The sequence below is a fragment of the Microbulbifer sp. TB1203 genome (genome assembly GCF_030997045.1).
In the GTDB taxonomy this organism is placed as follows: domain Bacteria; phylum Pseudomonadota; class Gammaproteobacteria; order Pseudomonadales; family Cellvibrionaceae; genus Microbulbifer.
This window is the reverse complement of sequence record NZ_CP116899.1, coordinates 4746305-4759047: the sequence shown is the minus strand read 5'-3', so window position 1 is coordinate 4759047 and position 12743 is coordinate 4746305. Positions and strand designations below refer to the sequence as shown.

12 protein-coding genes are annotated in these 12743 nt (G+C 62.0%); 10 read left to right on the top strand and 2 right to left on the bottom strand.

Features of this window, described 5'->3' with window-relative positions:
• The first annotated feature begins 73 nt into the window (after positions 1–73).
• Positions 74–448: a MerR family transcriptional regulator gene (locus PP263_RS20125; protein ID WP_308365820.1), complete on the top strand. Its 375-nt coding sequence runs from the start codon at positions 74–76 to the stop codon at positions 446–448.
• Between the two features lie 54 nt (positions 449–502).
• Positions 503–1042: a carboxymuconolactone decarboxylase family protein gene (locus tag PP263_RS20120; RefSeq protein WP_374693680.1), complete on the top strand. Its 540-nt coding sequence runs from the start codon at positions 503–505 to the stop codon at positions 1040–1042.
• Between the two features lie 17 nt (positions 1043–1059).
• Here the strand turns inward: PP263_RS20120 and PP263_RS20115 are convergent, their stop codons facing one another.
• Positions 1060–1869, bottom strand: a complete 810-nt coding sequence (locus tag PP263_RS20115; RefSeq protein ID WP_308365819.1) for a helix-turn-helix transcriptional regulator — start codon at positions 1867–1869, stop codon at positions 1060–1062.
• Between the two features lie 130 nt (positions 1870–1999).
• Between PP263_RS20115 and PP263_RS20110 the strand changes: the two genes are divergently transcribed.
• On the top strand, positions 2000–2407 hold the full coding sequence (locus PP263_RS20110) for a hypothetical protein (protein ID WP_308365818.1): 408 nt from the start codon (positions 2000–2002) through the stop codon (positions 2405–2407).
• A gap of 150 nt (positions 2408–2557) precedes the next feature.
• Here the strand turns inward: PP263_RS20110 and PP263_RS20105 are convergent, their stop codons facing one another.
• Positions 2558–3514: a LysR family transcriptional regulator gene (locus tag PP263_RS20105; protein ID WP_308365817.1), complete on the bottom strand. Its 957-nt coding sequence runs from the start codon at positions 3512–3514 to the stop codon at positions 2558–2560.
• Between the two features lie 78 nt (positions 3515–3592).
• Between PP263_RS20105 and PP263_RS20100 the strand changes: the two genes are divergently transcribed.
• The 7 genes from PP263_RS20100 (at position 3593) to fabF (ending at position 12527) form a co-directional block, all read left to right on the top strand.
• Positions 3593–4231, top strand: a complete 639-nt coding sequence (locus PP263_RS20100) for a DsbA family protein (protein WP_308365815.1) — start codon at positions 3593–3595, stop codon at positions 4229–4231.
• A gap of 73 nt (positions 4232–4304) precedes the next feature.
• Positions 4305–5204 (top strand): MBL fold metallo-hydrolase, encoded by a 900-nt coding sequence (locus PP263_RS20095; RefSeq protein ID WP_308365814.1) that lies wholly within the window; start codon positions 4305–4307, stop codon positions 5202–5204.
• 155 nt (positions 5205–5359) lie between these two features.
• On the top strand, positions 5360–5977 hold the full coding sequence (locus PP263_RS20090) for a TetR/AcrR family transcriptional regulator (RefSeq protein WP_308365813.1): 618 nt from the start codon (positions 5360–5362) through the stop codon (positions 5975–5977).
• 91 nt (positions 5978–6068) lie between these two features.
• Positions 6069–7172, top strand: a complete 1104-nt coding sequence (locus PP263_RS20085; protein WP_308365812.1) for an efflux RND transporter periplasmic adaptor subunit — start codon at positions 6069–6071, stop codon at positions 7170–7172.
• Positions 7169–10336 (top strand): efflux RND transporter permease subunit, encoded by a 3168-nt coding sequence (locus PP263_RS20080; protein ID WP_308365810.1) that lies wholly within the window; start codon positions 7169–7171, stop codon positions 10334–10336. The genes PP263_RS20085 and PP263_RS20080 overlap by 4 nt, the downstream gene beginning before the upstream one ends.
• 39 nt (positions 10337–10375) lie before the next feature.
• On the top strand, positions 10376–11182 hold the full coding sequence (locus PP263_RS20075) for an oxidoreductase (RefSeq protein WP_308365808.1): 807 nt from the start codon (positions 10376–10378) through the stop codon (positions 11180–11182).
• Positions 11183–11237: 55 nt separating this feature from the next.
• Positions 11238–12527: a beta-ketoacyl-ACP synthase II gene (gene fabF / locus PP263_RS20070; protein ID WP_308365807.1), complete on the top strand. Its 1290-nt coding sequence runs from the start codon at positions 11238–11240 to the stop codon at positions 12525–12527.
• The last annotated feature ends 216 nt before the right edge of the window (positions 12528–12743 follow it).

The following is a 12743-nucleotide window of genomic DNA, read 5'->3' as shown; positions in this document are numbered from 1 at the left end:
ATCCCTCGCCGGCCTTGTGCCGGCTTTTTTATTCCCTATCCTCAATCCCCATGGCAACCGGGAGAGAAGCCGTATGAATGTTAAGGAATTTGCCAGGCGCGCGGGCATCAGCCCGCACACTGTCCGCTACTACGAAAAGATCGGGTTGCTGCGCGATATCCGGCGCTTTCCCAACGGCCACCGCGACTTTTCCGAAAAAAACATCTCCTGGATCAGCTTTGTGCAGCGGCTGAAGGAAACTGGAATGCCCTTGAAGCAGATCCACCGCTACGCCAACCTCAGGGAACAGGGTGAATCGACCCTGGAAGAGCGACAGACGCTTCTCGAACAGCACGCCGCCACACTTGAAAAAAATCTCGCCGAACAGCAGCGCCATCTGGACAAACTCCGTGAAAAAATCGCTCTCTATCAGTCCGCGATAAGCGGGCATAAAACCCCCTTGACTTAGAGTCGACTCCAACCTTTAGGCTGCTGCTGAACCTATCGACGGGAGCAGCGGCCAGTGAAAGACGAGAATCCATCTCCTGGCAATCGCGGAAGAAGAGACTTTCTGCGCACCGCGGCACTGCTGACCGCAGTGGCCTGCGGACACAGCAGCCTGGCCGGTTGTGAACCCATTCAATCTTCACATCTTTGGGAGCAAAACATGAATGCGGACAACAACGAGCGATTTCAGCGAGGCTGGGAAAAACTCAGGGAAATCGACGGGGAGGCGGGTGAGCGGGTTATCGAATCCCTGAAAAGTATCGCCCCGGACCTGGGGCGCTACACCATCGAATTTCCGTTCGGGGATATCTACAGCCGCCCCGGGCTGGACCTGAAATCGCGGGAGATCGCCACCGTCGCCGCACTGACGGCCATGGGCAATGCGGCGCCGCAGTTGAAGGTGCATATCCATGGGGCGCTGAATGTGGGCTGTACTCCTCAGGAGGTTATCGAGGTCATTATCCAGATGGCCGTCTACGCGGGTTTTCCCGCCGCACTGAATGGAGCTTTTGCGGCTCGGGAGGTATTCGTGGAGCGCGGGCTGATCGAGGGTTAGATTGGCGCACAATGGTCTTAAGTTGCCGCCTTGTACAAGGCCGTCAGTCTGTCGGCGGTGGCCTCGTCGGCCGGGAAGAAGGATTCAATGGCGAGTTCCGACATGGTTATATCGAGCGCTGTCCCGAACACGGTTGTTGTGCTGATAAGAGACAAGACGCCCAGCCTTGTGGAAATCTGCAGCGGGACAGCGATTTTGCCATAGTTCGACTGCTCGCTTGACCGAAAGGGTTTCGACCCCGGTGGCATTGGATAGGTTTTCAATTCCTCTTGCAGAGCCATCAATGTCGAATCAGCAGTGACGTCAATTTGATTTGCGAGCCGGACGAGGATGTGTTCGCGCCATTCGCGAAAGTTCACTATTCGCGACGCCAGCCCCTGAGGATGCAGGCTGAGACGTAGAACGTTGGCCGGCGTCTGCACCAGTGATTCATCGACCCCTTCAAGCAGTTGCGGGACCATACGATTGGCATAAACCAGCGTCCAGTGCCGATCGACAGCCAGCGCCGGAAACGGCTCATGGCCTTTTAGTATCCGCTCCACGGCACTATGCGCCGCGTGAAGCTCAGGGTCATCCGCGGCTCGCTCCCGGTAAACCGGTGCGAACCCGGCAGCGACCAGCAGTTTATTGCGTTCCCGCATCGGAATGGAAAGTCGTTCGGACAGACGGATGATCATATCGCGGCTTGGCACACTGCGACCGGACTCAATAAAGCTCAAATGCCGCTGGGAGACCTCTGCTTCGGCCGCAAGAGCAAGCTGGCTCAGCGACCGGCGTCGGCGCCACTCGCGAATCAGAGGACCGATCGAATTGGATGCAGTGTTCATATTCGAACAGTAACACGCCAAATTGCTGGCTCCTATTACTTCTAACGTAATCGATTTCCCTTCATGGAAGTTAGATAGTTGACGGCAGAAGTTCGAAAGAAGTGTTATTCATCCTTCACGAGGAGGCTTTATGCCAAATGCCAGACTTCCCATTTCCCTTCGCCAGATTCTGCTTGCCGACGCCGTGACATGCGCCGCTATGGGTATCCTCCTTACACTGGCCCACGATTCCATTGGCAGCCTGACACAGATCCCGGAGCTATTGCTGATTTATGCCGGCTTCAGTCTGTTTCCCATCGCTGTTTTTATGTTGCTGGTCGCTTTGTTTTGGCTCCACCGCCCCCCGGCTGTCTGGTTAGTGATCGCGGGGAATGGACTTTGGGTGGCCGGGAGCCTGGCGCTCATTTCCGGATTGATCTCAGTGAATATTTTCGGCATCGCTTTTATAGGTATACAGGCGCTTGCCGTTGCAGCCCTTGCCTGGCTCGAGTTCGTCGCACTGAAGGGCGCCCTTCGCGATTCCGGACAAGCTGTATAAGAGCCTGTCTGGAATCTCGCGAATACCTTTCCAAGTCGGGAGGAACGTCTCCCGGTAACGATAGGAGCACCACTATTAATCCGGCAATTTTTATTGTCGGGTTAATATTCCTTTCCCTCGCCGAACTTGTGCCGGTTTTTTTTGCGGACATCAGGAACGTGAAGCTTTTGTTGAGTAGCGCAGCTTCTCTTCACGGCTCAGTACCTCGACAAAAGCACGCACTTTTGCCGGACGAAAGCGAGCTGATGGAAAAACAGCATGAATGCCCCCGGCGGGAAGAGACCATTGCGGCAGTACCTGCAGCAGGCGCCCGGCTTCGAGATCGTCTGCAACCGCATAGTCCGGCAGCACTGAGAGGCCCGCGCCCTGGCGTACGGCTTCGCCCACCGCGAGGGTGGTATCCAAAAATATGGACGCCTGCACACTGACATTCCGGCGCTCGATCTCGTTCAGGGAAAAACTCCAGCGCAAGGGGTCGCGCAGGGCCGTATTGGCGACAAAAGGCAGTCCGGCAATATCCGCCGGACCAGTGAGCCGTTCAATCTCGGATCGCATTGCCGGTGGGGCGACCAGCAGCTGGCGGAAGGTTCCGATTTGTCGGGCTTGCAAATTGGATTCATTGAGCCAGCCAACACGAATCGAGAGTTCGATATTGCTGGACATCAGGTCGAGTGTGCGATCACTCAAGACTGCATCCACTTTGCAATTTGGGTAACGTTTGGCAAACACGGCGATAGCCGGCACCACCACGCTGATCCCATAGTCGAAGGGCGCTGTCAGCCGCAGGGTACCGGCGGGCTCCCCCTGCGCTTCGGCCAATTCACCGAAAGCATCTTCCGCTTCACGCAAAATGGCGGCGCAGCGCTGATAAAAGGCTTGTCCTGCCTCGGTAGGCTGCACTTTGCGTGTAGTGCGAACCAGGAGCGAAGTTCGAAACTCCTTTTCCAGACGGGCAACCTGCTGACTGACCACGGCCTTGGTGATACCAAGACGCTCCGCCGCGGCGGTGAAGGAGCCCGTTTCCACGACCGCGGCAAAGTAAACAAGGCGCCTCAGGTTTCCCAACTCTCCCAAGCCGGCTTCACTTTGATTGTATGTTTTTGACATACAGATTGTGTATCACGTGTGCATTTAAAGATCAATGCCTCTTCCCTATGATGGGCGCCGTCAATAGAGGAATTCGCCATGAACACGACCCTTCGCTATTTGTTTGATCCCCTGTGTGGCTGGTGCTACGGCGCCACACCGGCCCTGTCTGCTGTGGAGGAAGTTCCGGGCGCAACCATTGAATTGCTCCCCACCGGCCTGTTTTCAGGCGAGGGCGCGAGACCCATGGACGACGATTTCGCGGCCTATGCCTGGAGCAACGACCAGCGTATTGCCCACCTCACGGGGCAGAGCTTCACGGAGCGCTATCGCGAAGAGGTGCTCGGAGATCGCCGGCAATTTTTCGACAGTGGCCCCACCACCGTAGCGCTGACCGCGGTGTCACTGACGGCCCCGGCACGGGAACTGGAAGCCCTCAAGGCGATACAGCGCGCGCGCTTCGTCGACGGCAAAGACATAACTGACTTGAAATTGCTGGCCTCCCTATTGGCTTCACTCGGCCTGGATGAGGCCGCCGCGATGGTGGAGTATCCCGATGCAGATCTTCTCGAAGCGAATCGAATCCGCATTAACCGGGCAGGAACTCTCCTGTGGGAACTCGGTGCGCGCGGTGTGCCGGTTTTTGTCGCCGACACCGGGAAAGAGCGCCGGATGCTGCAGTCAAGCGCAATCTACTCCAACCCCCGAGCGTTGATTGATCAGTTAAAAGCTGCTTGAACAACAATCATTTGGCCTACAGGCCCGAAAACCACCCGCAGTTCCACTTCATTGTATAGAGAGGAAGAAAATCATGAAGACAAGACGCGATGTTCTCAAGACGATGGCCGCAGCCGGCGTTGCAGCGACCTTTATCGGCAGCGGGAGTACCCTGGCCGCAGAAACCAGTCTGAACTGGAAGCATTTCCCGGCCGGCGAAAACGGCTTCTTTCGTGCCCCGGTATTGATCACCGGCGCTCGCGAAGCCGTTCTTATTGACGGTGGCTTTACTTTTCCCGACGGCAAAGCGCTGGCTGAAGCGATCGAGGCTACCGGGAAGACGCTGACCACCATCTACATCAGCCAGAGTGATCCCGACTATTACTTCAGCCTCGCTCCGGTCAAGGCGGCATTCCCCGATGCACGCGTGATAGCCGCTCCCGCGACAATTGCTGCGATCAAGGGCAATGTTGACAAGAAGCTGGCCACCTGGGGGCCACAACTCCAGGAAAACGGCCCCCAAACCATGGCTGACATAGTACTGCCGGAAGCTTTCGATGGTCGCACGCTGAGCCTGGAAGGCGAGACCATCGAGATCATCGATGCCGATGGCCTGGCCAACCGCCGTTATCTCTGGGTACCCTCGCTCAATGCCATCTTCGGCGGCGTCATGGTTTTCTCGGGTGTGCACGTATGGACGGCAGACACGGCTAGCACGGAGGCTCACGCAGACTGGGTGAAGAATCTCAACGCCATGGCAGCGCGCAAACCGGCCACCGTGATTCCCGGGCATCTGGCTCCCGGAGCGGCAACCGACGTCTCTGCAATTACCTATACCCGGGACTACCTCCTGGCCTTCGAAGAGGAGTTGGCCAAGGCGGCTGACAGCGCTGAACTCATTGCAGCAATGACCAAGCGCTATCCGGACGCCGGCATGGGCATCGCCCTGCAAATCGGCGCCAAGGTCGCCAAGGGCGAAATGAAGTGGGGCTGAGCGCCATCACCATCTGGGAGCCGCTGCTCACCGCCTGACCCAGGTACCGCTCCAGCATGGACTTCTGCCGTAGCAGGAGATAGAGTTGATTAGCGACCAAATTACGTATTGGTCACTCGTTGTCAATCTTCGAGGCCGGCGGTAAGCTGCACCCCATGAGCAAAGAAAACACCTATCCAGTTTCGTCCCGCGGCCCGGCCGATCACGATGTGCGCGATCAGGTCGTCGCCGCGGCCACCGAGTACTTCAGCCGTTACGGCTACCAGAAGACCACCGTCTCCGATCTCGCCAAGGCCATCGGCTTTTCCAAGGCGTACATCTACAAGTTCTTCGAGTCCAAGCAGGCCATCGGCGAGATGATCTGCGCGAACTGCCTGCGCGAGATCGAAACCGAGGTCCGGGCGGCGGTCGACGAGGCCGATCGGCCGCCGGAGAAGCTGCGGCGGATGTTCAAAGCGATCGTCGAGGCGAGCCTTCGCCTGTTCTTCGAGGATCGCAAGCTCTATGAGATCGCGGCCGCGGCGGCTTCCGAGGGCTGGCAGGCGGCGCGCGCCTATGAGGAACGCGTCCAGCAATTGCTTCAGGACATCCTGCAGGAGGGCCGGCAGGCGGGGGATTTCGAGCGCAAGACGCCCCTCGATGAAACCGCGGCGGCGATCTATCTCGTTATCCGCCCCTATCTCAACCCGCTGCTCCTGCAACACAGCTTCGATTACACCGAGGAAGCACCGGCCCAGCTGTCGGGTCTGGTGCTCCGCAGCCTATCGCCATGACGTATGGATCACCCATAGAACAGTGACTGTTGACTAATTTGGTCACCAGACTCATAGTGAGAGCCCTGACTGGTTCACCAAGGGGACTCTCATGCTCTGCCGTCGCCTCGTTTCATCCGCCGTCCTCTGCGCATTGCCGTTTGCGCTGGTCGCCTGCGGCGAGAAAACGCCACCCGATCCGCGCACCGAAGCGCCGCTGGTGCGGGTCGCCACCGTCCAGGGGACATCCTCTACATCGCGCTCCTTCACGGGGACCGTAGCCGCCCGGGTCCAGAGCGACCTGGGCTTTCGCGTCTCCGGCAAGGTGCTGGAGCGGCTCGTGGATACGGGGCAAACCGTCCAGCGCGGCCAGCCGCTGATGCGCATCGACCCCGTCGATTTGAAGCTCGCAGCGCATGCGCAGCGGGAAACGGTCACCGCTGCGCGGGCCCGGGCCCATCAGACAGCGGAGGATGAGGCCCGATACCGCCGCCTGCTGGGAACCGGCGCGATATCGGCTTCGGCCTACGACCAGGCCAAGGCGGCGGCGGATGCCGCCGAGGCGCAGCTCAGGGCGGCCGAGGCCCAGGCCGAAGTGGCCCGCAATGCGACCCGCTATGCGGAGCTGCTGGCCGATGCCGATGGGGTCGTCATGGAAACGCTGGTGGAACCCGGCCAGGTGGTCAACGTCGGCCAGGTGGTGGTGCGCCTGGCCCACGCCGGACCGCGCGAAGCCGTGGTCCAGTTGCCGGAAACCCTGCGCCCCGCGATCGGTTCCGCCGGGCAGGCCAGGCTCTTCGGCAAAGAAAATGTGACCGTTCCCACCAGGCTGCGGCAGCTCTCGGATACCGCGGACCGCCAGACCCGCACCTTCGAGGCGCGCTATGTGCTGGAGGGAGAACTGGCCGAGGCGCCGTTGGGCACCACCGTCACCATCCGGATTGCTGACGGAAATCCGTCCGCGCAGGGCGGCTTTCGGGTGCCGATCGGCGCCCTGTTCGACGCGGGCAAGGGGCCGGGCGTGTGGGTCATCAGCGGCGAGCCGGCCGAGGTTCACTGGCGAGCGGTCGCGGTCCTGAGCCTGGATGACGATGGCGCGCTCGTCGCCGGGCTCAACCAAGGCGAGCGTATAGTCGCGCTCGGCGCCCACCTGCTGCGCGAAGGCGAGCGGGTGCGGGTGGCCGGCCAGGCCGCGGCAGAGGGAGCCCGCCCGTGAAAGAACATCGATTCAACCTGTCGGCGCTCGCCGTACGCGAGCGCGCCGTCACCCTGTTCCTGATCTTCCTGATCTCGCTGGCCGGGCTCGTTTCCTTCTTCCAGTTGGGCCGCGCGGAAGACCCCGCCTTCACGATCAAGGTGATGACCATCGTTACCGCCTGGCCCGGGGCCACCGCGCAGGAGATGCAGGACCAGGTGGCCGAGAAGCTCGAAAAGCGCCTGCAGGAGCTGCGCTGGTACGACCGCGCCGAAACCTATACCAGGCCCGGCCTGGCCTTCACGACCCTGACCCTGCTCGACAGCACACCGCCTTCGGAAGTGCAGGAGCAGTTCTACCAGGCCCGCAAAAAAGTCGGCGACGAGGCCATTGAGCTTCCGACCGGCGTGATCGGGCCCATGGTCAACGACGAATACGCGGACGTCACCTTTGCACTGTTCGCACTCAAGGCCAACGGCGAGCCGCAGCGCCTGCTGGTACGCGATGCGGAGACGCTGCGCCAGCGGCTGCTGCACGTGCCGGGGGTGAAGAAGGTCAACATCATCGGCGAGCAGTCCGAGCGCATCTATGTGGAGTTTTCCCATGAGCGCCTGGCCACGCTCGGCGTCAGCCCGCAGCAGGTGTTCGCCGCGCTCAACAGCCAGAATGCCCTGACCCCGGCCGGCTCGGTGGAAACCCAGGGACCGCAGGTGTTCATTCGCCTGGAGGGCGCCTTCGACGAATTGCAGAAGATCCGCGATACGCCGGTGGTGGCGCAGGGCCGCACCCTGAAGCTGTCGGACATCGCCACCGTCAAGCGCGGCTATGAAGACCCGACGACTTTCCTGGTTCGCAGCGGCGGCGAGCCGGTCCTGCTGCTGGGCATCATCATGCGCGACGGCTGGAACGGGCTCGACCTGGGCAAGGCGCTGGACGAGGAGGTGACTGCGATCAACGCCGAGATGCCCCTGGGCATGAGCCTGACCAAGGTCACGGACCAGGCCGTCAACATCAGCGCCGCGGTCGATGAGTTCATGGTCAAGTTCTTCGTCGCATTGCTGGTGGTCATGCTGGTGAGTTTTTTGAGCATGGGCTGGCGCGCGGGCCTCGTCGTCGCCGCGGCCGTGCCGCTGACACTGGCGGTGGTCTTCCTGGTGATGCTCGCCACCGGCAAGAACTTCGACCGCATCACCCTGGGGTCGCTGATCCTGGCGCTGGGCCTGCTGGTGGACGACGCCATCATCGCCATCGAAATGATGGTGGTGAAGATGGAAGAGGGCTTCAGCCGCGCCGCTGCCGCCGCCTACGCCTGGAGCCTCACCGCGGCGCCGATGCTCTCGGGCACGCTGGTCACGGCGGTCGGCTTTATGCCCAACGGCTTCGCCCGCTCCTCCGCGGGCGAATACACCAGCAATATGTTCTGGATCGTCGGCATCGCGCTGATCGCGTCCTGGGTGGTCGCCGTGGTGTTCACGCCCTACCTGGGCTTCAAACTGCTACCTCACCTTAAGAAGGTCGAGGGCAAAAAAGTCGAAGCCGGCCACGCCGCTATCTACGACACGCCGCGCTACAACCGCTTGCGCCGGGTGCTGGCGCGCGTCATCGCACGCAAGTGGCTGGTCGCTGGCTCGGTGGCCGGTCTCTTCGTCCTCGCCATACTCGGCATGGGCGTCGTCAAGAAGCAGTTCTTCCCGATATCCGACCGCCCCGAGGTGCTGGTCGAGGTGCAGATGCCCTATGGCTCTTCGATTACGCAGACCAGCGCCGCCGCGGCGAAGGTGGAAGCCTGGCTGGCCGGGCAGGAAGAGGCCAGGATCGTCACCGCCTATATCGGCCAGGGCGCGCCGCGCTTCTTCTTAGCCATGGGACCGGAGTTGCCCGATCCGTCGTTTGCCAAGATCGTGATCCGCACCGACAACCAGGAAGAGCGCGAGGCGCTGAAACACCGGCTGCGCCGGGCCATCGCCGACGGCCTTGCCCCCGAGGCGCAGGTGCGCGTCACCCAACTGGTATTCGGCCCCTATTCGCCCTTCCCGGTCGCCTACCGGGTCACCGGCCCGGACCCGGAGAAACTGCGCGCAATCGCCGCTGAAGTGCAGGGGGTCATGGACGCCAGCCCGATGATGCGCACGGTCAACGCCGACTGGGGCACGCGCACGCCCAGGCTGCACTTCGCCCTGCAGCAGGACCGTTTGCAGGCTTTGGGCCTGACCTCCAGCGACGTGGCACAGCAACTGCAGTTCCTGCTCAGCGGCGTGCCGGTCACCGCGGTGCGCGAGGATATTCGCACGGTGCAGGTCACCGCCCGTTCGGCAGGCGACGTCCGGCTCGATCCGGCCAGGATCGGCGACTTCACGCTGGCCGGCGCCAACGGGCAGCGCATCCCGCTGTCGCAGGTGGGCGAGGTGGAGGTGCGCATGGAGGACCCGGTTATGCGCCGGCGCGACCGCATGCCGACCATCACCGTGCGCGGCGACATCGCCGAGGGCCTGCAGCCGCCGGATGTCTCGACCGCCATCACCCGGCAGCTCCAGCCCATTGTGGAAAAACTGCCGGGCGGCTACCGCGTCGAGGAGGCCGGCTCCATCGAGGAATCGGGCAAGGCGATGAAAGCCATGTTGCCGATATTCCCCATTATGCTGGCGGCCACCCTGCTCATCATTATGTTCCAGGTGCGCTCCTTCTCCGCGATGGTCATGGTGTTCATGACCGCCCCGCTGGGGCTGATCGGTGTAGTGCCAACTCTGCTCCTGTTCCAGCAGCCGTTCGGCATCAATGCGCTGGTCGGCCTGATTGCACTGTCGGGAATCCTGATGCGCAACACGCTGATCCTGATCGGGCAGATCGAGCACAACAAACAGGTGGGACTGGATCCCTTCCGCGCGGTGGTGGAGGCCACCGTGCAGCGCGCGCGGCCGGTGATCCTGACCGCGCTGGCGGCGATCCTGGCCTTCATTCCGCTCACGCACTCTGTGTTCTGGGGCACGCTCGCCTACACGCTGATCGGCGGCACCTTTGCCGGGACGGTTCTTACCTTGGTGTTCCTGCCGGCCATGTATTCCATCTGGTTCAAGATCCAGCCCGGCAGCGGCGGCAGTCCGGCCCGCGAGGACTGGGTGCCTTCAGTGGGACTGGAGGACAGGACGCCTCCCGTGAAACAGATACCACATCCTGAATTTACCTGATCGAGAGAAACTGCCATGTCTAAATCGAGAGAAACTGCTATGTCTAACTCAACTGTTATCGTGATCACCGGCGTGTCATCCGGTATCGGACGTGCCACCGCGGAGAAATTTGCCAGCCGGGGTTGCCGGGTGTTCGGCACCGTACGCAACACGGCAAAAGCACAGCCAATATCGGGTGTCGAGCTGGTCGAGGTGGATATCCGCGACGAGGCGTCAGTTCAACGTGGAATCCAGACCATCATCGCCCAGGCCGGGCACATCGACGTGCTTGTCAACAGTGCAGGCGTGACCCTGCTCGGCGCGACGGAGGAAACGTCGATTGCCGAAGCCCAGTCGCTGTTCGACACCAACGTACTTGGCATCCTGCGCACGGCACAGGCGGTACTGCCGCACATGCGCGAGCAGGGATCTGGTCGCATCGTCAACGTCAGCTCGGTGCTGGGCTTTCTCCCGGCGCCCTACATGGGGCTCTATTCGGCATCCAAGCACGCGGTAGAGGGACTGTCCGAGACCCTGGATCACGAGGTGCGCAAATTCGGAATTCGCGTGGCGCTGGTCGAGCCCTCCTTCACCAAAACCAACCTGGATATCAATGCGCCGCAAACGGCCGCCAAAATCCCGGCCTACGACGCTGAACGCAGTGTCGTTTCCCAGGCCATTCAAAAAAATGTGCATAAAGCACCGCAGCCCGATGGGGTCGCCAGCACCATTGTCGATGCCGCTTTGGGCTCATGGAAAATGCGGCGCACGCCCAAAGGCGAGGCCTCGCTGCTGCGCAAATTGCGCCGTTTCATGCCCGCCGGCCCGGTGGAGAAAGGCCTGAGGAAAGCATTTGGACTAGCCTGAAAACACAGCGGCGCCCGTTGCGAGACGCCGCCCCTGTGGAAAGCGAGGTGAGACGATGAGTGTCGGCAATGCAGCTCGAATCGTGGTGACGGGAACGGGTACCGTCGGGCCACTGGGGTGCGGTACGGAAATAGTCTGGTCCCGCCTGTTGGCGGGGCAATCCGGTATCCGCGCCCTGCCCGCCGACCTGGCCGACGGCACCGGCGTCGCCATCGGCGGACAGGTGCCGACGCTGGCGGAGGACGCGCAGGCCGGCTTCGACCCCGAGCGCAGCATCGCCGCCAAGGAGCGCAAGAAGATGGATCGCTTCATCGAGTTTGCGCTCGTCGCCGCGCAGGAAGCCCTGGCGCAGGCGGCCTGGCAGCCTACCGACGAGAAACAGCGCCAGCGAACCGCCACCGTCATTGCCTCCGGCGTCGGCGGCTTCGGCGCCATCGCCGAGGCCGTGCGCACTACGGACAACCGCGGGCCGCGCCGGCTGTCACCATTCACCGCGCCTTCGTTTCTCGTCAATATGGCGGCCGGGCACATCTCCATCCAGCACGGCTTCACCGGGCCGCTCGGGGCGCCGGTGACCGCCTGCGCGGCCGGGGTGCAGGCCATCGGCGACGCGGCGCGGCTGATCCGCAGCGGCGAAGCGGATATCGCCGTGTGCGGCGGCACCGAGGCGGCCATCCATCGCGTCACCCTCGGAGCCTTCGCCGCGGCGCGCGCGCTGTCCACCGGATTCAACGACCGCCCCTCGGAAGCGTCGCGCCCGTTCGACCGCGACCGGGACGGCTTCGTCATGGCCGAGGGCGCCGGCCTGCTGGTGATCGAATCGCTGGAACATGCGCTGGCGCGCGGCGCACGTCCGTTGGCAGAGCTGGTCGGCTACGGCACCAGCGCCGATGCCTACCACCTGACCGCCGGCCCGGAGGATGGCAGCGGCGCCCGGCGCGCCATGCAGCAGGCGCTGCAGCAGGCCGGCATTGCGCCCGACGACGTTCAGCACATCAACGCCCATGCGACCTCCACACAGGTCGGGGACCGGAGCGAGCTGGCCGGCATTCTCTCGGTGTTCGGGACAGGATCGGGTGCGGCAATTACCTCGACCAAATCCAGTACCGGCCACTTGTTAGGCGCCGCTGGCGGCATCGAAGCCATCTTCACCATCCTGGCGCTGCGCGATCAAGTGGCCCCGCCCACGCTGAATCTCATCAATCCCGACGAGGCGGCCGACGGCCTCGACCTGGTCGGCCCGGCCGTGCGGAAAATGCCGATCCAGTACGCCCTGTCGAACGGGTTTGGGTTTGGCGGAGTCAATGCCAGCGTAGTGTTTCGCCGTTGGGAGTCTCACCGATGAGCCCGCTGCCTCGGGAAGACTCCAGTCATGCATGAAAGCGTGTGGGTGTCCAGGCAACTCGGCCGTCCCGTCATCAAGGCCTTTCATAATGCTCCGGCGTATTCGCTCGCGGAGCTCGGTCGTCCGGGGAATCAATCCAATTAAAATTATTCGTTTCTCTTCTTTCCAGCATGCCCCTAAGCTTTTCGCAATCGGACCATTGCCGCAGAAAAGAGG

Bases quoted from the DNA above. Each gene is read 5' to 3' on its own strand.
- PP263_RS20125 (WP_308365820.1), top strand. From the start codon at position 74: ATGAATGTTAAGGAATTTGCCAGGCGCGCGGGCATCAGCCCGCACACT.
- PP263_RS20115 (WP_308365819.1), bottom strand. From the start codon at position 1,869: ATGAACACTGCATCCAATTCGATCGGTCCTCTGATTCGCGAGTGGCGC.
- PP263_RS20110 (WP_308365818.1), top strand. From the start codon at position 2,000: ATGCCAAATGCCAGACTTCCCATTTCCCTTCGCCAGATTCTGCTTGCC.
- PP263_RS20105 (WP_308365817.1), bottom strand. From the start codon at position 3,514: ATGTCAAAAACATACAATCAAAGTGAAGCCGGCTTGGGAGAGTTGGGA.
- PP263_RS20100 (WP_308365815.1), top strand. From the start codon at position 3,593: ATGAACACGACCCTTCGCTATTTGTTTGATCCCCTGTGTGGCTGGTGC.
- PP263_RS20095 (WP_308365814.1), top strand. From the start codon at position 4,305: ATGAAGACAAGACGCGATGTTCTCAAGACGATGGCCGCAGCCGGCGTT.
- PP263_RS20090 (WP_308365813.1), top strand. From the start codon at position 5,360: ATGAGCAAAGAAAACACCTATCCAGTTTCGTCCCGCGGCCCGGCCGAT.
- PP263_RS20085 (WP_308365812.1), top strand. From the start codon at position 6,069: ATGCTCTGCCGTCGCCTCGTTTCATCCGCCGTCCTCTGCGCATTGCCG.
- PP263_RS20075 (WP_308365808.1), top strand. From the start codon at position 10,376: ATGTCTAACTCAACTGTTATCGTGATCACCGGCGTGTCATCCGGTATC.
- fabF (WP_308365807.1), top strand. From the start codon at position 11,238: ATGAGTGTCGGCAATGCAGCTCGAATCGTGGTGACGGGAACGGGTACC.